This is a genomic window from Archangium sp., assembly GCF_036277355.1.
Taxonomy (GTDB): domain Bacteria; phylum Myxococcota; class Myxococcia; order Myxococcales; family Myxococcaceae; genus Archangium.
Genome location: NZ_DASUNC010000173.1, coordinates 159,939 through 185,784, shown reverse-complemented (window position 1 = coordinate 185,784; position 25,846 = coordinate 159,939). Strand labels below are relative to the sequence as shown.

The 25,846-nt window shown below is 70.3% G+C and carries 20 protein-coding genes; 4 read left to right on the top strand and 16 right to left on the bottom strand.

Annotated elements, in window-relative coordinates:
• Window positions 1-70: 70 nt before the first annotated feature.
• The 7 genes from VFZ09_RS43540 to VFZ09_RS43510 all read right to left on the bottom strand — a co-directional run bounded on the left by VFZ09_RS43540 (window position 71) and on the right by VFZ09_RS43510 (window position 7,437).
• A complete protein-coding gene (locus tag VFZ09_RS43540) occupies window positions 71-1,753 on the bottom strand; it encodes a hypothetical protein (RefSeq protein WP_329733730.1) in 1,683 nt (560 codons plus the stop codon).
• Window positions 1,754-1,815: 62 nt separating this feature from the next.
• Window positions 1,816-2,271, bottom strand: coding sequence for an immunity 26/phosphotriesterase HocA family protein (locus VFZ09_RS43535; RefSeq protein WP_329733729.1), 456 nt, complete (start codon window positions 2,269-2,271; stop codon window positions 1,816-1,818).
• 3 nt (window positions 2,272-2,274) lie between these two features.
• Window positions 2,275-3,135 (bottom strand): hypothetical protein, encoded by an 861-nt coding sequence (locus tag VFZ09_RS43530; protein WP_329733728.1) that lies wholly within the window; start codon window positions 3,133-3,135, stop codon window positions 2,275-2,277.
• Window positions 3,136-3,514: 379 nt separating this feature from the next.
• Window positions 3,515-4,192, bottom strand: coding sequence for an acireductone synthase (gene mtnC, locus VFZ09_RS43525; RefSeq protein ID WP_329733727.1), 678 nt, complete (start codon window positions 4,190-4,192; stop codon window positions 3,515-3,517).
• 4 nt (window positions 4,193-4,196) lie between these two features.
• Complete coding sequence (locus VFZ09_RS43520) at window positions 4,197-4,739, bottom strand: cupin (protein ID WP_329733726.1); 543 nt, start codon at window positions 4,737-4,739, stop codon at window positions 4,197-4,199.
• On the bottom strand, window positions 4,736-5,359 hold the full coding sequence (locus VFZ09_RS43515; protein ID WP_329733725.1) for a methylthioribulose 1-phosphate dehydratase: 624 nt from the start codon (window positions 5,357-5,359) through the stop codon (window positions 4,736-4,738). Before VFZ09_RS43515 ends, VFZ09_RS43520 begins: the two co-directional genes overlap by 4 nt.
• Before the next feature lie 53 nt (window positions 5,360-5,412).
• Entirely contained in the window at window positions 5,413-7,437 is a 2,025-nt protein-coding gene (locus VFZ09_RS43510; RefSeq protein ID WP_329733724.1) for a S9 family peptidase, read from the bottom strand.
• Window positions 7,438-7,481: 44 nt separating this feature from the next.
• Here VFZ09_RS43510 and VFZ09_RS43505 point away from each other — a divergent pair, with 44 nt between their 5' ends.
• Together VFZ09_RS43505 and VFZ09_RS43500 are read left to right on the top strand one after the other, a co-directional pair.
• The gene (locus VFZ09_RS43505; RefSeq protein ID WP_329733723.1) at window positions 7,482-8,342 is read left to right on the top strand and encodes a glycerophosphodiester phosphodiesterase family protein; all 861 of its coding nucleotides are present in this window, start codon (window positions 7,482-7,484) and stop codon (window positions 8,340-8,342) included.
• 163 nt (window positions 8,343-8,505) lie between these two features.
• Window positions 8,506-11,793 carry a PAS domain S-box protein gene (locus VFZ09_RS43500; RefSeq protein WP_329733722.1) on the top strand — a complete coding sequence of 1,096 codons (3,288 nt, stop codon included), beginning with the start codon at window positions 8,506-8,508 and terminating at the stop codon, window positions 11,791-11,793.
• Here VFZ09_RS43500 and VFZ09_RS43495 read toward each other — a convergent pair.
• Window positions 11,788-12,543 (bottom strand): DUF4184 family protein, encoded by a 756-nt coding sequence (locus VFZ09_RS43495; protein WP_329733721.1) that lies wholly within the window; start codon window positions 12,541-12,543, stop codon window positions 11,788-11,790. The genes VFZ09_RS43500 and VFZ09_RS43495 overlap by 6 nt on opposite strands.
• Before the next feature lie 152 nt (window positions 12,544-12,695).
• The gene (locus VFZ09_RS43490) at window positions 12,696-16,265 is read right to left on the bottom strand and encodes a hypothetical protein (protein WP_329733720.1); all 3,570 of its coding nucleotides are present in this window, start codon (window positions 16,263-16,265) and stop codon (window positions 12,696-12,698) included.
• 340 nt (window positions 16,266-16,605) lie between these two features.
• Between VFZ09_RS43490 and VFZ09_RS43485 the strand changes: the two genes are divergently transcribed.
• Complete coding sequence (locus VFZ09_RS43485) at window positions 16,606-17,703, top strand: hypothetical protein (protein ID WP_329733719.1); 1,098 nt, start codon at window positions 16,606-16,608, stop codon at window positions 17,701-17,703.
• A 9-nt stretch (window positions 17,704-17,712) separates the two neighbouring features.
• On the opposite strand, the gene VFZ09_RS43480 is transcribed toward VFZ09_RS43485, so the two are convergent.
• From VFZ09_RS43480 to VFZ09_RS43455, 6 genes are all read right to left on the bottom strand, one after another.
• The gene (locus tag VFZ09_RS43480) at window positions 17,713-18,168 is read right to left on the bottom strand and encodes a YaiI/YqxD family protein (protein WP_329733718.1); all 456 of its coding nucleotides are present in this window, start codon (window positions 18,166-18,168) and stop codon (window positions 17,713-17,715) included.
• Entirely contained in the window at window positions 18,169-18,627 is a 459-nt protein-coding gene (locus VFZ09_RS43475) for a group II truncated hemoglobin (protein WP_329733717.1), read from the bottom strand.
• A gap of 63 nt (window positions 18,628-18,690) precedes the next feature.
• A complete protein-coding gene (locus tag VFZ09_RS43470; RefSeq protein ID WP_329733716.1) occupies window positions 18,691-19,578 on the bottom strand; it encodes a 5'-3' exonuclease in 888 nt (295 codons plus the stop codon).
• Between the two features lie 26 nt (window positions 19,579-19,604).
• Window positions 19,605-20,348, bottom strand: coding sequence for a double-CXXCG motif protein (locus VFZ09_RS43465; protein WP_329733715.1), 744 nt, complete (start codon window positions 20,346-20,348; stop codon window positions 19,605-19,607).
• Between the two features lie 7 nt (window positions 20,349-20,355).
• Window positions 20,356-21,078, bottom strand: a complete 723-nt coding sequence (locus VFZ09_RS43460) for a TIGR02269 family lipoprotein (RefSeq protein ID WP_329733714.1) — start codon at window positions 21,076-21,078, stop codon at window positions 20,356-20,358.
• A 36-nt stretch (window positions 21,079-21,114) separates the two neighbouring features.
• On the bottom strand, window positions 21,115-21,582 hold the full coding sequence (locus VFZ09_RS43455; protein WP_329733713.1) for a macro domain-containing protein: 468 nt from the start codon (window positions 21,580-21,582) through the stop codon (window positions 21,115-21,117).
• Between the two features lie 110 nt (window positions 21,583-21,692).
• Between VFZ09_RS43455 and VFZ09_RS43450 the strand changes: the two genes are divergently transcribed.
• Complete coding sequence (locus VFZ09_RS43450) at window positions 21,693-22,277, top strand: GNAT family N-acetyltransferase (RefSeq protein WP_329733712.1); 585 nt, start codon at window positions 21,693-21,695, stop codon at window positions 22,275-22,277.
• Here the strand turns inward: VFZ09_RS43450 and VFZ09_RS43445 are convergent.
• A complete protein-coding gene (locus VFZ09_RS43445) occupies window positions 22,240-25,833 on the bottom strand; it encodes a PAS domain S-box protein (RefSeq protein WP_329733711.1) in 3,594 nt (1,197 codons plus the stop codon). The two genes, VFZ09_RS43450 and VFZ09_RS43445, sit on opposite strands and share 38 nt — an antisense overlap.
• Window positions 25,834-25,846 lie beyond the last annotated feature (13 nt).

Sequence of the window (25,846 nt, the reverse complement as noted above, 5' to 3'; positions counted from 1 at the left end):
CATGGCTCGAGAGAACACGGGAGAACCCGCCGCGATGACCGGGCTCGCGTGAGGCCCGCTTCTTTTGTGCTCAACCCTGGCCCCTGGAGCCAGAGAGCGCGGCCAACGCGGCACGGCCCGCCTCACGGAAGGTGCGCTCCCAGTGACGCAACTCCGCGAGCGACACACCCACGCGGGCGGCGATGGCCTTCGGTGACTCCGCTCCCGTCATGAGCGCCACCACCGCCTCTTCCATGCTCTGCACACCGGGCCCAGAGGAGGCCGCCGAGGGACGCCCCACGGGCAGGCCCAGCAGCGCCGCGGCGTTGGACACGGAGGGCGAGACCGCACGGGACGCGGCAGGAGCCAATGGCAGACGCACGGCCGGGTCCCCCAGCAGCACGTAGCCCGACACATCCTGGCGCATCATCCACAGGTGACCGCGCCGAACGCCGTCCTGCTCAGTGGTTCGCCCGGCGGCCCTGTCCGACTCCGCTCCGTCCTCGAGCAGCGTGAGCTCCAGATTGGCCTCGGAGGCGAAGCGCAGCAGCGCGGACAGGCCCACGCCCGCGCGGCGTCCCTCCACCAGCTCGCGCAGTAGACCGAGGAAGCGCGAGGCACGGCCACGCGTCTGCGCGTCCACGTCCGAGAAGCCATAGCTCCACGCCAGGTCCACGTGGGCGATGAGCGCCAGCGGCCCCTCCGGATTGGCCAGCGCGGCCTGCGGCAGCGCGGCGATGAACGGCGGCTCTCCGGCCTTGGGCAGGGAAGCGAGCACGGCCTCGGGACTGCCCATCCGCGCCCCCGCGTCCTGGAGCCGTCGCAGCCAGTGGAAATACGGACTCGACTGGGGCGTGCCGCCACCGAAGCAGGCCAGGTACACCCAGAAGCCTCCGGGCAGGAAGGGCCGCGAGGCCACGTCCTCGGCGCGCAGGAGCTCGCGCCCCAGGCTCATGGCGCCCTGGAGGGCCCGCTGCTCGCTCACCGAGGACCAGCCCTTGCGCGGCGCGCCCAGCCCATGGCTCACCGACAGCAGCACACCCGGACGAGACATGGCCGCCTGGTCCAGCAGGTGCTGGGCGGACCAATCCTCGGGACCGCCAATCTCCTGGAGGTCCGCGTTGAGCTCGCCCCGCTGCTGGCGGGCACGGCACGCCTGTAGGCTCGGGAGGACGAGCTGCTGATAACCCACCCGGGTGGCGGCACTGCCGTCATGCGCGGTGAAGAAGAGCGAGCGCGCCCGGGACTCCCTGGACGGCGCGCGCTCCCAGCGCAGCACCTTGTCGACATAGGCGGACAGGCCCCGCTCGTCACGGAAGGCGAGCCGGCCCACGAACACATCGCCGCCCAGCCCCTGCTGGAACTCCAGCGACACCTGCTCCAGGTCTCCGAGGATGAGCAGGTAGCGGGGCCACTCGCGCTCGGAGAGGGACTCGTCGCGCAGCACGGTGTTCTTCCAGCGCACGGCATCGGGGCCTCCGAGGCCCGGAGCGACACGGAAGCACCGCGCGGGAGCCCCCTGCTGCTGCTCCCGCCACTGGCGCAGCGGCGCGACGAGCGCGAGAAGCCTGTCGCCCACGGGGCCCTCGGGAGCAATCACGGCCCAGCGCTGGGCGGCCATGTCATTGGGATCTCCACCCGGGTCCCACAAGTGCGTGGACGTCTGCGAACGCTGCGCCGACGCGGGCGCCTGTCCCAGCGAGGCATCGGGCAGGCCGGACTCCAGCACGGGGCGGTGGTCGTCGGCGTGGGCCAGCAGCAGCTCGAGTTCCATGGGGACACTCCTTCAGTTTGTAGGAGAGGCATCGCTCCGCTTGTGAGGATCGACAAGAGGCGCTATTCCAACTCCTTCCACATGTGCACCAAACTATCGTTGGGCCGCCCCATGAAGGCATCGAGCAGGCGTTCCTCGACGCCGTGGGATTCCCAAACAGCCGCTGGCTCGAGCCCAATACACTCCTGGGGGGACGCCTCTCTCTCATTGCCAAGGTTGTCGAAAATCCAACAACGCCGGAGTGGACCCACCTCCATGTTGAATTGGACAATGGGTTGCGTCAGGCGCTCCTCAATCGCTCTCCACCCAATGAGTTCCCATGACTTAGGATATGGATACTTGACCATAATCCTGAAAAGGATGGGCTTGGATGCGATCCTGTCCAGGTCCGCGTCCGGCTCGGTGGTCCTGTAATTGTAGAAGGCATCGAAATGCAATTCGAGAGCCCTTCCATAGCCGAAGGAGCCATCTGGGAGGGGAATTCTCCAAAATGAACCGGGTTTATGCGTTGGCGGCATGTCCTAGTATCCTGTGTAACGCTGAAGTTCGCCCCAGCGAATCGTGGCAGCATCGTGAAACCGTCTGCCCCGCGGGTTGTCTTTTGCCACGGCGCGCACGACGTTCTCGGTTCGATGGGGCTTGCCCGTGTCGGACTGGGCGCCTCCACTGAAGTCTATCAGTTGCTGCTCTCTTCCACGAATCCGCCAGTATGCTGGGTCATCATACCGCAGATTGTAGTCGACGGCGGCCCCATGGTCGAATACATCGAGTTGTGCTTGAGCAAATGAAGCATCCTTCGGGTCTTCGTTCTCATCAACATGATGATTCCTGTCTCGGAACCGAATGGCCAACTCTGCCTGGAGCCTGAGAGGCAGGCCGAGCTCAACGACCATGCTGGTCCGGCCAGCGTAGTAAAGGTTGGTTTTCTTGTTGGGCTTTCTGTAGGTCACATAGAGACGACCGCGTTTCTTTTTGCCTTCCCTGTCGGATTCCGCATCTGGCCATCCACTGGGAGGAGCGCGGGGCGGGGACACCGATTCAGTTTGGGCCAGGGGCGCGCTTGTCGTCACTTCCACTGTGCCGTCAGGCGCCTGGTGAATGAGGATCTCCATCTCGATGGTGCTCGGAGTCGCCGAGCCCTTTGGGGGATACCGGCCTTGAACCCATCCAGAAACATCTCCGAAGTGTGTGCCGTAGAACGTGTCCGCGATGTCGATCGGGGTCTGCTCTCCGTCCACAACTGCTTTGACGGTGAAGCAAAGCAGCAGAACACTGCCCGCGGCCGCAACCACCGCGCCACCCGTGACCAGGGCTTCTCCTGCCGCGGCGCCAGTGCCTGCTCCTGCCGCAGTCATGCCGCCTTGCGGCGCCGGGCGGAGCATGCCGCGAGGTACCCCATCTCCTGCGCCTCCGCCAGGAAGCCCTCGCAGCGGTGGTGGGGAAGGGGGAAGTGGAGCCGTCGGCGGCCCCCCGCCTGGCGCAGGCACGGCGGCAGATGCTCTACCTTGTTCTGCCTGCGCAAAGTCGCTGCTCGGCACGTAGACGCAGTACCTTGTCTGTCCATTGGCAGGGAGAACGCTCCGGGGAACGCTGCTACACCCCACAAGCAACATGCATGTCAGCAGAGCCACCCCTCTTGGCACCCAGCGCCTCCTGGCATGGGCTCCGCTCGCGAGGCGCCCCACGCGGGATTACAGGGAGGCTGTGCGGCCGAGTCAACCAAGGGACAGCGAACGCGAGGGGTCGAGCATCTGCCATTCCCTACGGGTGCACGTCGTCGAAGCTCCGGGCCACGGGATGCGGTCCGGGCTCCACCTCGGGGCCCTCGCCCCGGACCAGACACACGGTGCGCAGGCCCGCCGCGGCGGCCGCATCCAGCTCCGCCCTCACGTCCGACAGGAAGAGCACCTGCGCCGCGGGCAACCCCAGTTCTTGGACGATGGCCGCGTAGGAGGCCGTCTCCTTCTTCCCGCCCACGCCCGTGTCGAAGTAGCCGCTGAAGAGCGGCGTCAAATCCCCGAAGCGCGTGTGGCCGAAGAGCAGCGTCTGCGCATGCACCGAGCCCGACGAATAGACATACAGACGAAGCCCGCGCTCCCGCCACGCGCGCAGCTGGCGCGGCACGTCCTCGTAGACGTGGCCCTGGAAGTCGCCCTGGCGGTAGCCCGCTTCCCACATCAATCCCTGCAGGCCCTTGAGCGGTCCGAACTTGCGGTCCTCTTCAATCCACCGCAGCAGCGTGGCCACCAGCTGCGTGTCATCCAGCGGCACTCCCGCGAGCTGACGGGCCTCGTCCAACAACTGGCGCACCTCGGGCCGCTGCCCATGCGCGCGCACGAAGCCGGGCAGCTCGCGCGCCGCGTAGGGGAAGAGCACCTCCTTCACGAAGGACAGGCTGGAGGTGGTGCCCTCGATGTCGGTGACGATGGCCTGGACCATGCCGCTACTCGAACCGGGGGAAGCGCGAGGCGATGTCGCTGCCCGTGGCGTGGGCCACCCAGCCCTCGGTATTCGTGAAGAGGCGGATGGCGGTGAAGCGCGGCCGCGGCCCCATGTCGAACCAGTGCGGCGTCCCCTCCGGCACGCCGATCAGGTCCCCCTTCTCGCACAACACATTGTAGACGCGGCCCGCCTTGTGGAGGGTGAAGAGGCCCTGGCCCTCCACGAAGAAGCGCACCTCGTCCTCGCTGTGCGTGTGCTCGTGGAGGAACTTGTTGCGCAGCGCCACCTTGTCCGGGTGGTCCGGCACCATGCTCAGCACGTCCGCCGTCTTGAAGCCCCGCTCCTGCTTCAGCCGCTCCACCGGCTCCCCGTAGGCCTCCAGAATCTCCGCCTGGCTCGCCCCCGGCTTCAGCGGCTGGCGCGCCTCCCAGCGCTCGAAGCGGATGCCCACCGCGCCCAGCTCGCGCCGGATCGCCTCGAAGTCCCGGGTGTGCACCCGCGCACTCGACGCATCGCCCTCGTCGAACACCTTCAGCTCGCTCATCGCTGCAGTCTCCTCATCTCCAACTCACACTCGAACAGGAACTCGAACGCCTCCACGTGCCGCCGCGCGTCCGCCACCGTGCGCCCCCACGTGTACAGGCCATGGCCCTCGATGAGATAGCCATGCAGTCCCGGGTGCTCCCGCATGTATTCCTCCACGCGGGCCGCCAGCCGGGGGATGTCCTGGTCATTGGGGAACACGGGCACCTCCAGGCGCGTCTCGTGCGTCTCCACACCGGACAGCGCCTTGAGCACCTCATACCCCTCGAGCACCACCCCACCGGGGCTCAGCCGCGACAGCAGCGTGGCGTTGCGCGAGTGCGTGTGCAGCACCGAGCCTGGCGAGGGCTCGCGCCGGTACAACTGCAGGTGCAGCGCCGTCTCCGCCGAGGGCTTGCGGCCCGGGGTGAGCACCTCGCCGCCCTCCAGCCCCACCACCAGGAAGCCCTCGGCGTCCAGCTCGCCCTTGTGACGGCCCGAGGCGGTGATGACGAGGTGGCGCTCGTCCAGCCGCGCCGAGAAGTTGCCCGCGGTGGCCGGTACCCAGCCGCGCTCGAAGAAGAGGCGGCCGGCGTGGATCAGCTCCCCGGTCCGGGCCGCGAGGTCCTCAGTACGCACCATGACGGAGCAGTCTATACGGACTCCGTCATGGGCGTGTGCGCTCCCCCGCTCGCCTACCTGCCCGAGCCGGTGGACGTGCTCGCGGGCGCGCCCAGGTGCTTCTCCAGGAAGAGGAAGGTGGCCATGGTGATGGTGTCGCGGTTGGCCTTCTTGCCGAAGCCGTGGCCCTCGTCGAGCGCGAGCATGTACCAGACGTCCGCGCCCCGGCCGCGCACCGCCTTGACGATCTGCTCCGCCTCGGACTGGGGCACGCGCGGGTCATTGGCGCCCTGCTGCACGAAGAGCGCGGCCTTGATGCGGTCCACCGCGTTGAGCGGGGAGATGCGCTCCTGCACCTCGCGCACCTCGGGCTTCCTCTCGTCGCCGTACTCGGCGCGGCGCAGGTCCTGGCGGTAGGCCTGGGTGTTCTGCAGGAAGGTGGGCAGCGAGGAGATGCCCACCACGTCCACCGCGGCCTTGAAACGCTCGGGGTAGAAGGCGGCGCTGGCCAGCACCATGTAGCCTCCGTAGGAGCCGCCGTACACGCCCACGCGCGAGCCATCCAGCTCCGGACGCGCGGCGATGTAGTCCAGCGTGGCGCCGATGTCCGCGAGGCTCTGCTCGCGCTTCACTCCGTCATCCATGGCGCGGAACGTCTTGCCGTACCCATCCGAGCCCCGCACGTTGGGCACCATCACCGCCATGCCCATCTCCACCGCGAGGAACTGGGCGAAGGTGCTCAGCCAGGGCCGGCTCTGCGCCTCGGGGCCACCGTGGAAGATGACGACGACGGGCACCTTGCCCTTGCGCTCGCGCGGCAGGTAGAGGAACGCGGGCACCTCCACGCCATCCTTGGCCTTGTAGCGCACCAGCTCGGGCTCCACGAAGGTGTCCGTGTCCAGGCCGCCCACCTCCGAGCGCGTCCAGCGGGTGCTCTTCTTCGTGCGCAAATCCAGCATGTAGATATCCGAGGGCGCCTTGGAGGTGGTGATGCCATAGACGAGCACGTCCGAGCGCCCGCGGGGGAAGGTGAACTGCGTCATCACGCCCCGGGGCAGCTCCACCGGCGAGAGCACGCCGCGCTTCGTGTCCATGAGGTACAGCCGGCTATAGCCACCCTCGTTCGTGCTCACGGCGAGCGTCTTGCCATCGTCGGAGAGCGCGATGCCCTCCACGTTCCAGCGGATGGACTTCGTGAGGGACGGGGGCGCGGAGGTATAGGGCGCCTTGTCGAGCTCCAGCTTGTAGAGCTCGGAGAAGTCGCTGTAGCGGTCGGTGACGACGTAGACGCTCTTGCCGTCCGGGGTGAAGACGCCGCCGTTGATGCTGCCCTTGCCCTCCTTGGGGGTGAGCTGGCGGCGCTCGCCCGTCTTCATGTCCACCACGTGCAGGTCGGAGTCATCGGCGGCGCGGTACTGGACGACGAGCAGCCGGGAGCCATCGCGCGAGAAGTCACCGGGGGACCAGGAGCCCTCGGACTCGGTGAGGCGGCGGGCCTGCTTGGGGTTGTCCGTGGGCGCCACGTAGACGTCGGTGTCCTTGCCGTTGCGGCCGGTGCCCCCGTAGGCGAGCCACTTGCCATCATTCGAGAGCAGGAGCACCTCGTGGCGGCTCTTGCCATCGGTGAGCAGCTCGGAGCGGCCGTTGCGCCGGTCGAACTGGAACAGCTGGTAGAACTCGCCGCCGCCCACGTCCTGCATGAAGAAGAGGACGTTGGGATCCTTGGGGTGGAAGGCGGCGGTGTTGATGGGCTCCGGCGAGAAGGTGAGCTGGAAGCGCGCGCCCAGGGGCTGCTCCACCACGTGGAGCTGGTTGGTGTCCGAGAAGCGGGTGGAGATGAGCACCTGCTTGCCGTCGCGGCTCACGTCCATCAGGTTGGCCGAGCGCGTCTCGAGGTACTGCAGCACGCGCTTGCGCAGCTCGGGAGGAATCTCGGGCACGCCGCTGGCGAGCAGGTTGGGCTGGCCGGGCAGCGGGGCGACGCCCTGCACCGTGGAGGGCGCGGCGGGCTTCTGGGCGGACGGGGCCGGCTGGGCGAGCGCCACGGGAGCGCCCATCAGCAGCGACACGAGCAGGGGAGTGAGGGTTCGAAGGTTCATGGTGCGCGAACCCTACCAGCGGCGATTCTCGCGGACGGAACAGTTTGACGCTGTGTTTCCGCGCTGTTCACCCATCCGCCATCTCCGAGAAGACGAAGACGATCGACGGCGCGGCGCTCACCGGCTGGTTCACCGAGGACTTCACGCTGGAGGAGCTCAAGCGGCTGCGCGCCCGTGAGCGCATCCCCCAGGCCCGCCCGGCCAACAAGACGTACAACGACCAGTTCGAGATCCCCACGCTCGCCGAGGTCATCTCCCTGGCCCAGGAGCTGTCGGCCAGCACCGGCCGCACCATCCACCTCTACCCCGAGACCAAGCACCCCACGTACTTCCAGTCCGTGGGGCTGCCCCTCGAGGACACGCTCGTCGAGACCCTCCGCGCCAACGAGTTCTCCAAGAGCAAGGCCACCGTCTACATCCAGTCCTTCGAGGTGGCCAACCTCAAGGCCCTGCGCCAGAAGATCGGCAGCTCGCAGCCGAACTGGAAGCTGGTGCAGCTGATGGATGCCCGCGACAAGCAGCCCTACGACTTCGTCGTGGCGGGTGACTCGCGCACCTACAACGAGCTGATGACCGAGGCGGGCATGAAGGAGGTCGCGAAGTACGCCCAGGGCGTGGGGCCCTACAAGCTGACCATCATGAACGTGGACGGCTCGGGCAACTTCGAGAAGCCGACGGACCTCGTGCGCAATGCCCACGCCGCCGGGCTGGTCGTGTTCCCGTACACCTTCCGGCCGGAGAACTTCTTCCTGCCCGCTCCGCTCAAGGCGCAGGGGGACGACACGACCCACAACGCCGCTGGCTCCGTCGCGGAGATCCAGAAGTACCTCGAGACGGGCATCGACGGGTTCTTCACCGACGACCCCGCCGTGGGCCGTCAGGCGGTGGATACCTTCAAGCGCTGAGCCTCGCCCGCCGGGGCGTCCGCAGCGTTCTGCTCCGGACGTATCCGGGGTGAGACGGCCTCCCGTTCCATCCCCGAAGACACGTCCGGAGGCCTGTCCTCTTGCGCCACGAGGCATTGCACGGCAACAGTCGTCTCGACGCTCGCCCTGCTGCCGCACCTCCATGCGCCTTCCCCTGTCCAACACCCCCACCGCCCCGGAAACCTCGGCGCCCCTCGCCGAGCCTCAGCGGGCCGAGGAGTGCCTCCAGGAGAGAAAAGAGCAGCTGCGCATCGCCCAGGAGGCCGGGGGCATCGGCGTGTTCACGGTGGAGATCTCCACCGATTTGATGACCGTGACCCCGGAGTTCTGCCGCCTGTACGGCCTCGAGCCCGTGGACGTCCTGCCGGCGTCCGCCATCGAGGCCCTCATCCTCCCCGAGGACCGGCAGGTCGCCTCGACCGCCGAGTCGCGCGCCCAGGGCCTCGCGAGGACCACCGTCGATTACCGCATCCGCCGGCATGACACCGGTGAGCTGCGGTGGATCTCCCGCCACGCCGAGTTCCTCCGCGATGCCGACGGCAGGCCCGTCCGGCTCCGGGGAGTCGTCCAGGACGTGACCCAGCGCAAGCAGGCCGAGGACGCGCTGCGCCAGGCCAATGAGCGGCTCCAGCTCGCGCTCAACGCGGGCGCGGTGATCGGCACCTGGGTCTGGGACATCACCACCGACCGCTTCACCGCCGACGAGCGCTTCGCCCGCTCCTTCTCCATCGATCCTCAGCGGGCCGCCCAGGGCCTGCCCCTCAGCGTGGTCGCGGAGTCCATCCACCCCGAGGACAGCGCTCGAATCCGGGCCTTGGTGTCCCGGACGGTGGAGACCGGCGGCACCTACCGCGCCGAGTACCGCGTCCGGCAACTCGACGGCTCCTTCCGGTGGATCGAAGCCAACGGCCACTGCGAGCACACCCCCGATGGCAGGCCGCTGCGCTTCCCGGGCGTGCTGCTCGACATCCACGAGCGGAAGAAGGCGGAGCTGCGCCAGTCCGCCCTCGTCGAGCTCGGCGACCGGCTGCGGGACGCGAGCGACACGGCCCGCATCGCCGCCATGGCCATGGAGATCGTCGGGCGCCTCTTCGGCGTCTCGCGAGCGGGCTACGGCACGTTCGACGCGGCCCGGCAGCTCTTCGAGATAGAGCAGGACTGGGTCTCCGGTCCCGCCGTCGCCAGCGTGGCCGGCGAGCATCGGTTCGCCGACTACGGCCACCACGAGAACCTCGAGCGCGGTGAGACGGTCATCATCCCGGATGTCGAGAAGGATCCGCGGTCGGTCCTGGGCGCGGACAGACTGCTGTCCTTCGGCATCCGGGCCCTGCTCAACGTGCCGCTGATGGAGCACGGGCGTCTGTCCGCCGTCCTGTTCCTGCATGACCCGGTGGTGCGCCACTGGTCCCCGGAGGAGTGCGAGTTCATCCACGACGTGGCCGATCGCATCTGGACGGCGTGCGCGCGCGTCAAGGTGATGGAGGAGCTGCGGCGGGCCAACGCGCTGCTCGCGCAGCGGGTGGAGCAGCGCACGCGCGAGCGAGACCGCATCTGGAACGTCTCGCAGGATCTGCTGCTGGTGGCGGACCTGGAGGGCAGGTACCTGAGCGTCAACCCGGCGTGGACCACGCTGCTCGGGTGGACGGAGGAGGAGCTGCTGGGCAAGACGTCCGCCTGGATGGAGCACCCCGACGACCACGAGAAGACGCGGGCCGAGGTGGAGAACCTGGCCGCGGGCAACCGGACGTTGCGCTTCGAGAACTCCTTGAGGCACCGCAACGGCACCTACCGCCGGCTCTCCTGGACGGCGGTGCCCGTGCCCGAGGACGGGGTGATCTACTGCGTCGCGCGCGACATCACCGAGCAGCGCCAGACCGAGGAGCAGCTGCGTCAATCGCAGAAGATGGAGGCCGTGGGCCAGCTCACCGGCGGCGTGGCGCACGACTTCAACAACCTGCTGCAGGTCATCGGCGGCAACCTCCAGCTCCTGCAGCGCGACGTGGCCGGCAACGCACGCGCCCTGAGCCGCTTGAGGACCGCCGTCGGGGCCGTGGAGCGGGGTGCGAAGCTCGCCTCCCATCTGCTCGCGTTCGCGCGCCGCCAGCCCCTGCAGCCGCTCGTCTTCAACGTGGGCCGGCTCGTGCGCGGCATGGATGACATGCTGCGCCGCCCCCTGGGCGAGCGCATCGAGGTCGAGACGCTCCTGCCGGGCGACCTGTGGAACACGTTCGCGGACCCCAACCAGCTCGAGAACGTGCTCCTCAACCTGGCCATCAACGCCCGGGATGCGATGCCGGAGGGTGGCAAGCTGAGAATCGAAGCGCGCAACGCCCGGCTGGAGCAACGGGATGCCCGGTTGCCCCCGGAGGTGCAGCCCGGGGAGTACGTGCTGCTGGCCGTCTCCGACACCGGCTGCGGCATGCCCCCGGAGGTGCTGGAGCGCGTCTTCGAGCCCTTCTTCACCACCAAGCCCGAGGGCCGTGGCACGGGGCTCGGTTTGAGCATGGTGTATGGCTTCGTGAAGCAGAGCGGTGGCCACATCCAGCTCTCCAGCCAGGTGGGGCGCGGCACGACGATCGAGCTGTTCCTGCCCCGCGCGCTGCAGGCAGAGGAGACGGTACCCACCGAGTCCTCCACGGGCCCGGTGGAGGGAGGGAGCGAGACCCTCCTGGTGGTGGAAGACAACGCCGAGGTGCGTGCCACGGTGGTGGAGATGCTGACGGAGCTGGGCTACCGCGTGCTCAAGGCCGCCGACGGGCAGAGCGCGCTGGCCATCCTCCAGAGCGGCATCTCCGTGGACCTGTTGTTCACCGACGTGGTGATGCCGGGGCCCATCCGCGGCGCCGAGCTGGCCCGGCGCGCCCGCGAGCTGCAACCGGCGCTCGAGGTGCTCTTCACCTCGGGCTACACGGAGGACACCCTCGCGACGGGAGGACGGCTCGACCCGGGCGTCCACCTGCTGAGCAAGCCCCACCGCCGCGAGGACATGGCGCGCAAGGTGCGGCAGTTGCTCGACAACCGCATGCGGAAACCGGCGGCCCGCGCGGCGAAGGAGTCCGCCCGGCGGCAGCGCGTGCTGCTGGTGGAGGACGATGAGGAGATCCGCTCCTCGGCGTGCGAGCTGCTGGAGCTGCTGGGCTTCGACGTGCTGGCGGTGTCGAGCGCGGAGGAGGCCCGGACGGCCCTGGAGGGCGGGGGCTTCGGCGTGCTCTTCACGGATGTGACGCTGCCGGGCTCGTCGGGGGTGGAGCTGGCCCGGGAGGCGGTGCGGCACAGGCCCGGCATGGGCATCATCATCGCCTCGGGGCTGGGGAACGCGGTGCTCACCGGTGGCGCCGAGCGGCTGGAGGGCGCGGTGATGTTGCCCAAGCCGTATGCGCTGCCCCAGTTGCGGCGGGCCCTGGAGCAGGTGGAGCACCACCGCTCATGAGGGCCGGCGCCAGCGGACGAGCGCGCACCCCACGGTGAGCCCCGCGAGCGCCCCCGTCACGGTGGGCCAGAAGGCCCACCACAGCTGCGCCTCCAGCGCCCCCATGTCCTGGAAGCGGGAGAGCCGCAGCACCAGTCCCAGCACGGCCCCGGCCGCCGTGGGCACCAGCACGCGGAGGCCGTCCGCCCAGGAGCCGCCGGGCACGGGCTCCAGGTACCGGTAGCGGCTCGCCATGTACCCGAGCACCACGAGCGAGCCCACCAGCGAGGAGGAGTGCTGGAGGACGCGGGCCAGCGGCAGGTCCCGGCTCCCCACGGGGACGAGGATGTCCGGGTAGAGCACGTCCGCGGGCCACATGCCGGCGTGGGTGAAGCCATCCCAGAGCAGGTGGGTGCTCGCGCCGAGCACCAGGGCCGCCACCGTGGCCATCCAGCCCGCGAGCGTTCGAGGCAGTCCCCCGGTGCGAGCGAAACGGCCCCACTGCACGCCCAGGAGCTCGGGCAGGGCGTGTCTGAGCGCGGGGAGGATGAGCGCCTCCAGCCACAGCAGCACCGCGAGCCCCACGGGCACGCAGAAGAGGACGAAGCCGGGGAACTCGTGCGCGGAGTCGCCGAGCTCGCGCACCGCGTACACGTAGGAGAGATCGGGCGCACAGGCGCCGACGACGAGCGCGGTGGGAAGCACGCCCCTCCGGGACAGCCGGAAGAACGGGAGCACCGCGGCGGCATGGGCTGGCAGGGTGACGGGCACGGGAGTACGCCGCCATGCGTAGTCACTCGCGGGCTCCCGGTGAACCCCCGTGTGTCACGGCCCGCTCGAGTGGGGGCTCGAGTGGGGAACTCTGGACACGAGATACCCTCACCCCGACCCTCTCCCGGCGGGCGAGGGAGGGGATGCTCGAGTTACGCCGCGTTCGCGTCCTCTTGCGACCGTGCCGGACTCGCGTCCTCGGGCTTCCAGGGCCAGGCCAGCGGAGCAATCCGCGCGTAGAGCACGAAGAGCGACTCCCCATCCGTGTGCTCTCCGCAGACGCGGCTCGCCTCGCTCAGCAGCATCCCCGGTGACATCACCCGGCCGGACTTGCGCAACGCGGGCCGCAGCTCCTCCGGCACCGCCGCCAGGATGCCCTCCTTGTTCAGCCGCTCGTCGTTCGCGCCCGCGCACTGCTCCAGGTGCCGCAGCAGCTCGGCCTTCAGCCGCGCGTCATGGCCGAAGACGTACGAGCACATCTGGAACAGCTCCGAGCCCGCCTCCGTCATCAGGTCCGACTGCTCCCGCGCGAAGCCCGGCTCGCCCGCCGCGCGCCACAGGCAGTCCCACCGCTCCTGTGCGGCGTATTGCGCGTACAGCGCCCGCGCCGTGAGGTAGCTCTGCATCGAGTCGTGGAAGAAGCGCACGTGCGTGGGCACCGGCCCCGGCCTCGCGTCCGCCGCCACCAGCAGCCCCGCGTCCAGCAGCATCCGCAACTTCGCCTCGTCCGGACTGTCGCGGAAGACGATGAGCCGGCTGCGATGCTGCCAGTAGCTGCCCAGGCACAGCGCCTCCGCGAAGCCCAGCAACTCCGAGGTCTCCGCGTCGTCCGGCGCCTTCTTCAACAGCCCCGCGAACACCGCCCGGTAGAGGTTGATGACGCTGTCCACCCCTCCCGCGCCAAAGCGCAGCGCCAGGCGCACGAGAATGGGCACGTACGAGCCGTCCGCCGCGCGTCCCCGGCAGATGCGCAGGAGGGACTCGGAGAGCGGCACCGGCTTGCCATCCGGACCCGGGTACGCCGCCTGGAAGCGCTCCAGCCCCGCCGCGTCCAGCCGCTTCGGCTCCACCGCCATCCACCGCAGCGCGTGCGCCATCGCCGTCCGGTACGCCTCGTTGGGCCTCGCCGACAGCAGCACCGGCGCGTGCAGCCCCATCTCCCGCTCCAGGTAGCGGCGCAGCGCCTCCGGCTCCAGCTTCGACTCGGTGAGGCCGTCCAGCACCAGGAAGAAGTCCCCCGACTCCAGCAGCACGTCCCGCAGTGCCTCCGGCAGCCCCAGGTCCTGCAGCGCCTCCTTCGCGGCCGTCTCCAGGTCCTCCGCCGCCGGGTCGATGAACACCGGCAGCGGCGAGGACGGCTGCTTCTCGAAGTGCTCCAGCGACAGCCGCACCACCCGCCGCAGCAGCGCGCTCTTGCCCCGGCCTCCCGCGCACTGGATGAGCAGGTGCGCGCGCCCGCGCGTGAGCAGCCCGCACAGCTCCTCGGCCGTGCGCTCCGAGGACGAGGGCGCGACTCCGGGGCCGGCGTACTCGGTGACGTGCGAGGAGAGCTCCACGAAGACCTCGCCATTGGCCTGGGCGGAGGCCACGTCCACCCGGCGGCGGACCTGCCGCACGTGCGTGGCGAAGAAGCGGCGCCGGAAGGAGGGCGAGCGCAGCAGCGGCGCGGCGGCCCAGGAGAACGGGTGCGTGAAGACGAGCCGGCGGAACACGGCCGGAGACAGCAGCCCCAGGCCCGCGCACAGCACCAGCTCGGCGCACGCCACGGCGAGCACCGTGGGCAGGTGGATGCGCAGCCCGTCCAGCAGCCCCAGCAGCTCGCCACCGCCCGCCCCCACCCCGGTGACGACATAGCCGGCGAGCGGCAGCCACTGACGGCTCACCGCCGAGGGACGCAGCAGCAACATGGGCAGCAACAACAGCAACGTCACCGCGAGGCACGCCAGCGCGGTGCGCACCCAGACGCGGTCGAACAGCGGCATGCCGAAGGGCACGTGCTCGAAGGTGGCGGTGAGCCGGGTGCCATTCTCCACCTCGTGCGCCACCACGGCGCGGTAGAGCTGCTCCGCGCTCCCCGGCGGCTCCGTCCACTGGAAGAGCACACCGGACGGCTCCGCGAGCCGCCGCACGCCCTGCCCCACCAGCGCGCCCTTGCCGTCCTCCGCGCGCAGCTCGAGCCGCAGCGTGCGCCCCGCTCCCGCCGCCTGCGCGAGCCCGGGCCAGTCGAGCTCCAGCGACTCCAGCGGCGCGCCCGCATCCAGCCGGCCCTCCACCCGCACCTCGCCCTTCGCGTCGCGCTCGAGCCAGGCCCCGCCCGCGAAGCCCACCCGCACACGCCCCACCTCCGAGGCCGGTCCGTACAGCAAACCCCTCGGGATGCCCGTCACCCACGCGCGGCCGGTGCCCCGGATCGGGAACACGTCGTTCAGCCCCGCGCCCTCGAGCACCTGCGTGGCCTGCAGCCCGCCCGGCCCGAGCGTGAGCCGGTGCAGCCGCGTGCCCCCATCCGACAGCGCCCACCCACCATGCGTGTCCAACGCCATCAAGCGGGGCTCGTGGAGGCCCGTCACCGACTGGTCTCCCGAGGTGAGGGTCCGTCCCTTCACCGACAGCAGGCGGATCCCCCCGTCCTCCGTCACCACCCAGGCGCGCTCCGCCGACACGGGGTAGAGTTCGGCCCGGCCCAGCCCCTCCGCGTCCGCGCTGCGCGCCACCTCGCCTCCGCCCTCCCCCAGGAGGTAGACGCGGCGCTCGTCCACCACCCAGAGGTGCCCCTCCGGCGAGCGCTCCACGTCGGGCATTCCCTCCAACGTCACGCCGGAGCCCACCGTCTTCCCATCGAGCCCCACGAGCTTCAACTCGGAAGCCGGGCTCGGCCCGGCACCGGGGCCCGGGGACAGCAACGCCCAGACGAAGTTGGCGTCGTGGTGGGCGAAGAGCCGCCGGACGTCGCCGAGCAGGGGCGTCGCGGTGGTCTTCACGCCCTCCCGGCTGACGAGGAGGAACTGGGCTCCACTCCTGCCGGGCAGCTCCGCGAGCACCCAGGCGCGCTGGGGCTGCCGGGTGGGGAGCAGGGTCCACACGTTCTGCACGGGCAGGGGCCGCGAGAGGGATTGGGCGCCCGCGCGCGGGTCCACGTGCAGCAGGCTCTGGTCCAGCACCAGCCAGCCCTGGCGGCCCTCGGCCACGGGCAGCACCTTGCGCGAGGTGATCCATCCCGGCACCGGGCTGCCGAGGCGCACCTGCGTCACCTCGCCCGCGTCATCGACGACCTGCATCTGCTGCAGATTGAAATTGGAGACCACCCAGAGCCGCTCGCGTTCCTCGGACGGCACGAGCGACATGTCCGGCACGGACACCTCGGGCACCGCGAGGCGCCGCTGGTGGTCCACCAGCAGGAGCACGGTGCTCGACTTGTAAGCCGAGGCCACCTGCACGACGACCCACGCCCGCTCCGGGTTGGCCGTGGGCATCACATTCACGACCCAGAAGTCCTTGTCCTCGAAGCCCTCGATGGCGGACTGGTGGCCCTCCGCGTCCACCAGCCAGAACCCGGCCCGGTTCGGCGACCAGACCCAGGCGTGGTGGCCATGCCCGCACGGCACCAGCTGGCTGCCGTGGGCGAGCGGTTGCAGCCAGTGGCCCTCCACCTTCGCCTCGAGGGGAGGCGGTGGAGCCTCGCTCCGGGCACAGCCCGCCACGCCGCCGAGCCACAGGAGCACGGCGCTCGCGAGAAGCAGTCCCGGGGAGACCGGGCTCCGAGGGAAGGACGGGGCACGGAAGGAAGTCGTCATGAAGAGGAGCCGGTGAGAGGGACCGGAGACGGCGCGGAGTGCGGGCATTGTGGCACAAGTGCCCCGCGTCCGAGGCGTGCCTGCCCTCAAGGACCCCTGCCGGCCCTCCCCCTTTGGAAACCCCCGCGGCCAACAGACCCGGGCTCCGGGTGCATGACACCCGACACCGCACCGCCCCACGGGACGAGACAGCGCCAGGGATTGAACGATGCACCCCGGGGCCGCGCGACCCATCTTTCCCTCCACGTCAAGTCCAGGAGACCTGTGTATGCGGCTCGTCGTATCCCTGATGTGTCTTGGCCTGCTGACCGCGAATGGCGTCGCGCGGGCGCAGTCCACCACGACCACGACCACCACCCAACCGGCCTCGCCCGCGACGCCGCCTCCGGCCGCCGCCCAGCCCGCCACGCAGCCCCCTCCGCCTCCGCCGCCCGCGGTGCAGCCGGCACCGCCGCCCCCTCCGCCTCCGCCCGAGGCCCAGGGCCCCTCGGAGACCGCCTCCGAGCGCGCGCAGCGCTACAGCCGCTTCTCCTCCGGCTCCGGCGGCCTGCTGCTCGTCTTCACCGAGCTGCTCGGCGGCGCGGTGACGGGCGGCATCCTCGGCAACACCTTCGAGTCGGAGAACGGGGCCTACGTGGGCACGGTGATTGGAGGCCTGGTGCTGGGCACCGCCGCGGCCGTGTACCAGTACTACGTCCCGGTGGAGCGCAACGAGTCGCTGCTCGCCGCGGGAGGCGCCGCGCTGGGCTTCCTCGCCGGCTTCGGCTACGGCACCGAGCAGGGGCTCAGCGGGCGGGACCGCGCCGTCGCGACGCTGCTCACCACGCAGGCCGGCATCATCGGCGTGCTGGCGGCCACGTCGCTGCCCGGTGACGTGAGCGAGGGCGATGCGTCGCTCGTGGGGATGAGCGCCCTCTACGCCTTCGTGCTCACGGGGCTGGTGCAGTCCACGGTGCTGCTCTCGGAGCCGGGGGACCAGGACCCGAACCTCGCGCCGACGCTGGTGGCGCCGCTGCTCGGCATGGGCGTGGGTGGCCTGCTGGCGGTGCCCTTCGAGCTGTCGGCGTCGCGCGTCTTCAAGCTCACGGTGCTGCCGATGGGCGTGGGCGCGGTGCTGTTGCTGGCGGGCACGGCGCTCGCGGATGGCCCGGCCGTTCCGCTGTCGGCCATCGGCGGCATCGCGGCCACCTTCGTCATCACGGCGCTGGTCACCGCCGAGGAGCCGACGCCCTATCCCCCCACGTCGCCGGGGCTGCGGAGCCAGTCCTCCGAGACCTTCCGGGCCGTCCCGGTGCCGGTGCTGATGCGCACGGGCCGGCGCAACGAGTCGCTCACGGCGGGCCCGGGCCTGATGATGCGCTTCTAGCGGGCGCGGCTACCGGGCCTTGAGCAGCCGGGTGAGCTCCCGGTCCAACGTGGCGGCGAACTGCTGGCGGTCCTGGGCGGAGAAGCCGCTCGGGCCGCCGGTCATCACGCCGCTGTCGCGCAGCTCCTGCATGAAGTTCCGCACGGAGAGGCGCTCGGAGATGTTCTCCTCGCTGAAGAGCTCGCCCCGGGGATCCATCACCACCACGCCCTTGGGGACGAGCAGCGCGGCGAGGGGAATGTCCTGGGTGACGGCGAGGTCTCCGGCCTCGGAGGAGGAGGCGATGTAGCCATCCGCCACGTCGAGCCCCGCGCCCACCTGCACGGAGGAGACGAGCTCCGAGCGAGGCAGGGTGAGGCGCTTGTTGGCCACGAAGACGGTGGGGACATGCAGGCGCTGCGAGGCGCGCAGGAGGATGTCCCGTACCGGCCCCGGACACGCGTCGGCGTCGACCCAGATCTTCACTCAGCCCTCGGTGTTGCGCAGGAAGTCGGCCACTTCGGCGAAGCGGTTGTCGAGGAAGCGGCGCACGTTGCCCTTCACGCCGCGGGCATCCATCGCGCGCTGCATGCAGCGCAGCCAGGCGTCGCGCTGGGCGATGTCCACGGGGACATGGCCGTGGCGCATGCGCAGACGCGGGTGGCCGTGCTTCTCCATGTAGTGCTGGGGCCCGCCCAGCCAGCCGATGAGGAAGAGGCCGAAGCGCTCGCGCATGCCGCGCGACACCTTGCCGTGCTCATCCAGCTCGTGCAGGCGGGCGAGCGCCGGCTCGTTCGCATCCATGGCGTCGTAGAAGGCCTCGGCCAGGGCCTGCACCCCGGCCTCGCCCCCCAGACGGTGGAAGGGCATGTCCTCCATGGAGGGGACCCAGTTGTCGTCGTTGCCAGGAATGTTCAGCCCGATGGGCTTGAGCTCGGTGGACATGGCGGTATTCAACCCCGAGCCCATGTGCGCCATTTCTGGGCGGCATGCAACCCCCGAGGCGCCTCACCCCGCATCGGCGGCCCAGCGCTTGGGGCGGCTCTTCAACGTGGTGAGCCCGAGGGAGTCGCACAGGGAGAGGAAGCGCGCCCGGGGGACGCCGGCCCAGGCGAGGTCCTCGAGGGACTTGGAGATGGGCGCATCCGTCACCAGGGTGGCGAGCTTGCGGTACAGCAGCGCGTCCTCGCGGTGCTCGCGCAAGGTGGCGGCGAGCTTGTCCGCGCCGCGGGGGCGCACGGACCAGGCGCTCGCGTCGGCGGGAATGGCCTCCAGGTGGCCGTAGGCGTTGAGGAGAGCGGACGCACCCTTCTCTCCGAAGCCGGGCAGGCCGGGGATGCCATCGGCGTCATCGCCCACGAGCGCCAGCAGGTCCGGCACACTCGCCGGGGCGACGCCGAGCTTCGCCCGCACCGCATCCTCGTCCAATTCCTTCTGCTGCTTGCGGTCCACCTGGACCACCTTCTGGCCGCGCACGCACTGGCCGAGGTCCTTGTCGGGGGTGAGCAGGCGCACCTGCTCCACCTGTCCGGCCCAGCGCGCGGAGGCGGTGGCGAGCGCATCATCCGCCTCGAAGTCCTTCATGGACCAGACGGTGAGCCCGAGGGCGCGCATGGCCTCCTCGGCGAGGTCGAACTGGGCATGGAGCTCGGGGGGAACGCCGTCGTCGGACTTGTAGCCGGCGAAGAGCGCGTTGCGGAACGAGCGGATGGGGTTGTCGAAGGCCAGGGCCACGTGCGTCACGGACTCGCTGGCGTCGTGCAGCAACGCGAGCATCGAGGAGACGAGCCCCACGGTGGCCTTCACATCGCGGCCATCGGGAGCGGTGGCTCCGGGGCGAGGCGAGAAGTGGGCACGGTAGAGCTCATAGGTACCGTCGACGAGGTGCAGACGCATGGGGGCTGTCTACCTCAATCCCCGCCTCAGCGCAGGGGCAGCTCGCGGATGGACACCTCCTCGAAGCCGAGGCGGTGGATGGCCTCCACGAGGCGCTCGCTGGCCACGATGACGGTGGTGAAGTTGGCCAGCCGGAACAAGTCCAGATGCTTGGGCAGGGAGGCGCGGTCTAGAAGGGGCTTGTTCGGGAGGCTGAAACCATACCGGCCACACTTCCTACACGGAACGGCTTTTCCCTGTGGAATGCAGTCCCGGTGCAACAGACCGTGGGCCTCGATTTGAAGCTCCAGCAGCTCCGGCGCCTGACGTTGCCGGAAGCGCAGCTGCGTGCGGCAGTCCTCGAGCCCTTGGATACCTTCGGCGCGCAGCTGCCCCAACGCCTCACGGCGGATGAGCAGGTCGTCGAGAATCATGAAGAGTTGCGCGAAGGTGCCTCTGGCCGAGCCGACGAGCGGACCGAACTTCGAACCAGGACTCAGCAGTCCGCCAGCCGGAATCAGGGGCCGCACCAGCTCACGCAGTCGTTCGAACTCCTCGAAGTCCTCCTCCAAATAGGGTTCTTCGAGCTTCCTGGCCTCTGGCACCCCTGACAGGTCCACGCACGGATAGGCAAAACCCGCACTCCAGATGGCTCCGCATGCGGGGCAGTGGACGCCAGGCAATCCCCACTTACGCGACGCAGTGTACTCGCCTGTGTAAGGCCAATCCTTGGGGTCCGAGGGCTCGGAGCAACGAAATCTCTCTGGAGCCTCCACTCGGTAGAATCGCATCCTCGCCTCAGTAGCCGATGGGGGGCGGCAGTGGAACCGAACCGTAGTACGGCCGGAGGGGTGCATAGAGGCCGAAGCGCACGCACAACTCCCAGGCGTACTTCCAGATTTCCTCCTGCGTGGCCTTATTATTCATCATCTTGAACTGCCGCCATGCGGCATTCCATGGGCCTCCACTCGGGCCCCGGTGGATGCGCGCGTGCAAATCCTTCTCGATGAGCATCGTCCATTGATGGATGTCGATGCCCTTCTCCTTGAACCACGCCTTGAACTCCTGAGGGAAGATGTGGTGCTTCTCGTGCGGCCGGTTGAACCTCTCGTTGGCCTCCGCGATGAGCTGCTTCTGGCTCGGCAGCAGGTTGCGCAGGGGGTGGTTCTTCCAGGGGATGACGAAGACGGGCTCTCGCTCCCCCGGGTACCTCAGCGGCCAGCCCCGGTAGCGCATGGGCGTGACGGGTGAGGGCAGGTTGATGCCCACCGTCGTGCTCCCGGTACGAGCCAGCACCACGCGCCCGGGCTCCGCCCCCTCCTCCGCCTCCGGACCTCCACTCGAGGCCACCCCATCCACCGCCACGTCCTCGCAGCGGAAGAAGCCACACACCTCCTCGTCGCACAGGAGCGCGAGGCACGTGTCCGCCTCCTCCAGCGCCTCCTCACCTCGCGAGGACGGGCCCGAGGCCGCGCATCCGGCCAGCAACACCCCGAGCAACAACACCCACCGGCGCATCATGTGCTCTCCCCGCGAAAGTGCTCCACCCCAGCCGCCTCAGCGCCGCCGGTAGCGGACCACGGTGACGTCAACCTCCACGTCACGTGCCTCCAGCGTGGAACGCATCACTCCAAGAGCCCGGTCCTCATCGAAGCCGCCGCTGCCGGCGCCGATGATCGGAAACGCCACCGAGCCGAAGCCGTGCTCCCGCGCCCGGGCGAGCGCGTTCGTCACCGAGTCCCGAATCGCCCGCTCCGACGAGCGCCAGAGCATGTTGATGCCCGCCACGTGGATGATGCCCCGGTGGGGCAGCCGGCCCGCCGAGGTGACCACCGCCGTGCCGAGCGGCATCGGCCCCACCCGGGCCAGCTCGCGGAACGGCTCCAGCCCTCCCCGCTTCTTGATGGCCCCCGACACCCCCTGCGGCAGCAGCAGCCACCACGGGATGATGTTCCGGTTCCAGGCGTTCACGATGGCATCGACCCGCTGCTCCAGCAGGTCTCCCTCGACGATGCGTGGCGTCATATGGCGGCTCCACCCTCCACCAGTCAACGTGAGCGGCCCGCCCCTGTCGAGCCTCCCCTTCACGGCGCCCGCGCGAGCCCCCGGACGCGCTACCCTCCCCTCCGCCCCTCATGCCCTCGGACACCCCCCCCGTCCTCCTCACCACCGAGCGTCTCCACCTGGCCCTGCTCCCGCCGGATGGGGCCGCGCGGGTGCTCGCCTACCACGAGGCCAACCGCGGCCACCTCGGCCCCGTCTCCCCCGCGCGCCCCGACAACTTCTTCACCGTCACCTGGTGGCGCTCGCGCCTGGCCCAGGACGCCGAGGACTGGCGCCGCGGTCTCGCCCTGCGGCTCTTCATGCTGTCGCGCGAGCTCCCGCTCTCCTCCGCTCCCGTACTCGGCAGCGTGTCCCTCACCGACATCCGCCGCGGGCCCCTCCAGTCCTGTGAGATGGGCTTCGGGCTCGACCACCGTACCCAGGGCCAGGGGCTCATGAGCGAGGCCGTGCACGCCGTGTGCGACTACGCCTTCGGCATCATGGGCCTGCACCGCATCCACGCCAACCACCTCCCGGACAACCACCGCAGCGCCGCCGTGCTGCGCCGCGTGGGCTTCTCCGTCGAGGGCCTCGCGCGCGAGCTCGTCCTCATCGACGGCCGCTGGCGCGACCACGTCCTCACCGCGCTGCTGGCGCCTCGTCCACCGGCAAGGTGAAGGAGAAGGTGCTGCCCCTCCCCGGCTCGCTCTCCACCAGGATGTAGCCGCCGTGGGCCTCGACGATGCCCTTGGCGATGGTCAACCCCAGCCCCGCCCCCTCCCGCGTCCCCTTCGGCTGCCAGTAGCGCTCGAAGAGGTGCGGCAGGTGCTCCGGGGCAATCCCCTTGCCGGTGTCGCTCACGAAGAAGCGCACGAACCGGCCCTCGTGCCGGGCCCGCACGCAGATGCGTCCGTCCTCGGGCGTGTAGCGCAACGCATTGCCGATGAGGTTGGAGAACACCTGCAGCACCCGGCCCCGGTCCGCCAGCACCCCCGGCAGCTCCGCCTCCAGCTCCCGCTCCAGCCGCAACCGCTTCGCCTCCGCCAGCGGCCGGTGCAGCTCGATGGCGTCCTCCACCAACGGGCCCACGTCCTGGGGCTGGCGCTCCACCGTCAGCCGCCCGGATTCGATCTTCGCCACCTCCAGCAAGTCCTGGATGAGGTGGACGGCCTGGTCCGCCGAGCGCCGCATGAGCTCCGCCTGCTTGCGCCACGACGTCCCCTGCTCGCCCTGGGGCAGGTGCTTGAGCAGGTACGTCGCCCCCAGGGAGATGACGTTGAGGGGATTGCGCAGGTCGTGCGAGACGACGGCGAGCACCTCGTCGCGCGCGTGCGTGGCCAGTTGCGAGTCCTTGTAGAGCCGGGCGTTGTCCAGGGTGAGGGCGGCGCGGGAGGCCAGGCCCTCGGCGAGCGAGAGGTCCGCCGGGCCATAGCGCCGGCCCGACTCCGCGGTGGAGGCGAAGGTGATGGCGCCCAGCGTCCGTCCGCGCGCCACCAGCGGGACGATCATCAGCGAGCGCGGCGCCAGGGTCCGGTGCGTGGTGAAGTGCTCCTCGTCCTCGGCGGAGGCGCGCAGCCAGGCGTCCGTCACCTCGGGGACGAGCTCCGGCTCGCCGGTGCGCAACACGCTCTGCATGCCCACCAGCGCCTGGTTCCCGGAGCGCATGCGCCCGAGCGCGAGCAGCAGCGGCTCCCGGCTGGGCTCCCGGTGGGCGACGGCCAGGCGGTGCACCTCGCCGTCCTCCCGGATGCACACCACGCAGTAGTCGGCCAGGCGCGGCACCACCAGCCGGGCGAGGCTGCGCAGCGTGGCCTCGTACTCCAACGCGGCCACCAGCACCCGGCTGCTCTCGGAGAGGAACTGCTGGGACTCCTCGGCATGCTTCCGGTCCGAGATGTCGCGGATGATGGTGGAGAACATCTCCAGCTTCCCATCCCCCTCGAAGTGGGCGAGCAGCACCTGGGACACGGGAAACTCCCGTCCGTCCGGCGAGCGCATCACCGTCTCCCCCATCCACACGCCCTCGCGCAGCGCGGTGGGCACGCTCTCGGCCAGCAGGCGCCGCGCGGCCGGGGCCGGGTGGGCCGAGGCGAGGCTCCAGGCATGGGCCTCCTGCTCCTCCGCCAGTCCCACCATGCGCCGGCCCGCGCGGTTGAGGTAGAGGCCCCGGCCCTGGGGATCCGTGCTGCCCACGAAGTCCGGCGTGGCCTCGATGATGGAGCTGAGCCTGCGGCGCGCCTCCTCCGCGCGCTTGCGGGCCGTCACCTCGCGCAGGTACACGGAGACGCCCTCGCCCGAGGGGCTGACGTGGCACTCGAACCACGCCCCGAGCGAGGTGAAGTACATCTCGCACTCCGAGGCGCCCCGTCCCTCCAGCACCTGGCGCACGCCCCGGGCGAGCCCGTCCCGCGCGTCCTCCGGCAGCATCTCGTCCAGGAGCTGGCCCAGCAGCTGCGCCCGCGGGCGTTGCATCACCTCGGCCGCGCGGCGGTTGACGAAGATGAAGCGCCGCTCCCGGTCCAGGGCGAAGAAGGCGTCGGTGATGCTCTCCAGGATGGCCTCGATGCGCGCGTGGGCCGCCTCGGCCTCGGTGCGGGCCGCCTCCTCGCGGGCGAGCCGCAGGGCCGTGCGCTCCGCCTGCTTGCGCTCCGACACCTCGCGCGTCACCGCCACCCAGTGACTCAGCACGCCTTCCTGGTCGCTCACGGGCACCAGGGTGCTCTCCGTCCAGAGGGTGGAGCCATCCTGGCGGTAGAGGAGCAGCTCCTCGCGGAAGGGCTCCATGCGGCTGAGGGCCGCGCGCATGCGCTCGATGGCCCCCCGGTCCGTCTCCGGCCCCACCAGGAGCAGGGACTCCGACTCGAGCAGCTCCTCCCGGCTGTAGCCCGTCATCCGGCAGAAGGCATCGTTGGCGTAGAGGATGCGCCGGGTGCGCCGCCCCTCCTCCAGCTCGGGCTCCAGGATGACCACGCCGTCGTAGGCGTTCACCACGATGGACTCGAAGAGCCGCAGCCGCGCCTCGGTGCGCTTGCGGTCGGTGATGTCGCGGAAGTAGACGGCGAGCCCCTCCTCGGAGGGGTAGACGTGCATCTCCACCCAGGTGTCGCGCGGAGGGTCGTGCTCCTCGAAGTGGACGGCCCGTTGCTCGGTGAAGGCCTGGCGGAAGCCCTGCTCGGAGCGCGAGCCGCTGAAGAACGGGAACACCTCCTGGGGAGTCCTCCCGAGCATCTGCTCGCGCGAGCGGTGGGACAGCTCCTCGGCGCGGCGGTTGACGTAGGAGTAGCGCCAGGCCCGGTCCAGGGCGACGAAGGCATCGGAGATGCTCTCCAGCATGCCGTGCACGCGCCGCTCCACCGCCTCCGCCTGGATGCGCGCCGTCTGCTCGCGCAGCAGCTCCCGCTCGCGCTCGCGGGCGCGCAGCCGCTCGGTGATGTCCGTGAAGGTGATGACCGCCCCGATGATGCGCTCGCCATCGCGGACGGGGCTGCTGCGGTACTCCACCGGGAAGCTGGTGCCATCGCGCCGCCAGAACACCTCGTCCGTCACGTGGAACGTCCGGCCCTCCCGGAAGGCGGCGTAGGTGCGGCACTCGGACTCGGGCAGGGGCGTGCCGTCCGGGCGCCTGGCGTGCATGAGCGGATGCTGGGGCTTGCCGATGAGCTCTTCCGGCGTCCACCCCAACATGCGCGCCGCGGCCGGGTTGACGAAGGTGGTGCGGCCCTCGGTGTCCAGGCCGTACACGCCCTCGTCCACGGAGGAGAGGATGAGCTCGCCCAGGTGGCGCAGCAGCTCCAGCTCGCGCCGCGGCTCGGCGGGGCCGAGCGCACAGGCGAACCCGGCCAGCGTCCCATCCGCGTCATGCAGCGCGGTGAGCACCTGCGAGGCCCGGAAGCGGGAGCCGTCGCGCCGCACGAGCCAGCCCTCGAGCTCCCCCCGTCCCTCCTGCCCGGCCTGGCGCAGGACCCTCGCCACGCGCTCCCGCTCCTCGGGCAGGGAGAGCACGGAGAACGGCTCTCCGAGGAGGTCTGCCTTCGCATGCCCGGTGAGCCGCTCCGCCCCGGGGGTCCAGAGGCTGATGCGGCCCTTCACATCCAGGCCCGCGAGCGCACAGACCTCCGCCTGCTCCAACAGCCGCAGGGCGAGTGCACTGCGCGTCCAGGGCGCCTCCTCCCTGCGGGGCTCGTCCCTCGGGTCCTCCGGCTCACCAGGAGCGCTGTGGATGGTGGAGGACAAACGGAGCGGCCTC

Excerpts from the sequence above, each read along its gene's own strand:
- VFZ09_RS43465 (WP_329733715.1), bottom strand. The coding sequence starts at position 20,348 with ATGCGATTCTACCGAGTGGAGGCTCCAGAGAGATTTCGTTGCTCCGAG.
- VFZ09_RS43455 (WP_329733713.1), bottom strand. The coding sequence starts at position 21,582 with ATGACGCCACGCATCGTCGAGGGAGACCTGCTGGAGCAGCGGGTCGAT.
- VFZ09_RS43475 (WP_329733717.1), bottom strand. The coding sequence starts at position 18,627 with ATGTCCACCGAGCTCAAGCCCATCGGGCTGAACATTCCTGGCAACGAC.
- VFZ09_RS43510 (WP_329733724.1), bottom strand. The coding sequence starts at position 7,437 with ATGAACCTTCGAACCCTCACTCCCCTGCTCGTGTCGCTGCTGATGGGC.
- VFZ09_RS43530 (WP_329733728.1), bottom strand. The coding sequence starts at position 3,135 with ATGCTCCGCCCGGCGCCGCAAGGCGGCATGACTGCGGCAGGAGCAGGC.
- VFZ09_RS43485 (WP_329733719.1), top strand. The coding sequence starts at position 16,606 with ATGCGGCTCGTCGTATCCCTGATGTGTCTTGGCCTGCTGACCGCGAAT.
- VFZ09_RS43535 (WP_329733729.1), bottom strand. The coding sequence starts at position 2,271 with ATGCCGCCAACGCATAAACCCGGTTCATTTTGGAGAATTCCCCTCCCA.
- VFZ09_RS43515 (WP_329733725.1), bottom strand. The coding sequence starts at position 5,359 with ATGGTGCGTACTGAGGACCTCGCGGCCCGGACCGGGGAGCTGATCCAC.
- VFZ09_RS43500 (WP_329733722.1), top strand. The coding sequence starts at position 8,506 with ATGCGCCTTCCCCTGTCCAACACCCCCACCGCCCCGGAAACCTCGGCG.
- mtnC (WP_329733727.1), bottom strand. The coding sequence starts at position 4,192 with ATGGTCCAGGCCATCGTCACCGACATCGAGGGCACCACCTCCAGCCTG.
- VFZ09_RS43470 (WP_329733716.1), bottom strand. The coding sequence starts at position 19,578 with ATGCGTCTGCACCTCGTCGACGGTACCTATGAGCTCTACCGTGCCCAC.
- VFZ09_RS43540 (WP_329733730.1), bottom strand. The coding sequence starts at position 1,753 with ATGGAACTCGAGCTGCTGCTGGCCCACGCCGACGACCACCGCCCCGTG.
- VFZ09_RS43520 (WP_329733726.1), bottom strand. The coding sequence starts at position 4,739 with ATGAGCGAGCTGAAGGTGTTCGACGAGGGCGATGCGTCGAGTGCGCGG.
- VFZ09_RS43450 (WP_329733712.1), top strand. The coding sequence starts at position 21,693 with ATGCCCTCGGACACCCCCCCCGTCCTCCTCACCACCGAGCGTCTCCAC.
- VFZ09_RS43460 (WP_329733714.1), bottom strand. The coding sequence starts at position 21,078 with ATGATGCGCCGGTGGGTGTTGTTGCTCGGGGTGTTGCTGGCCGGATGC.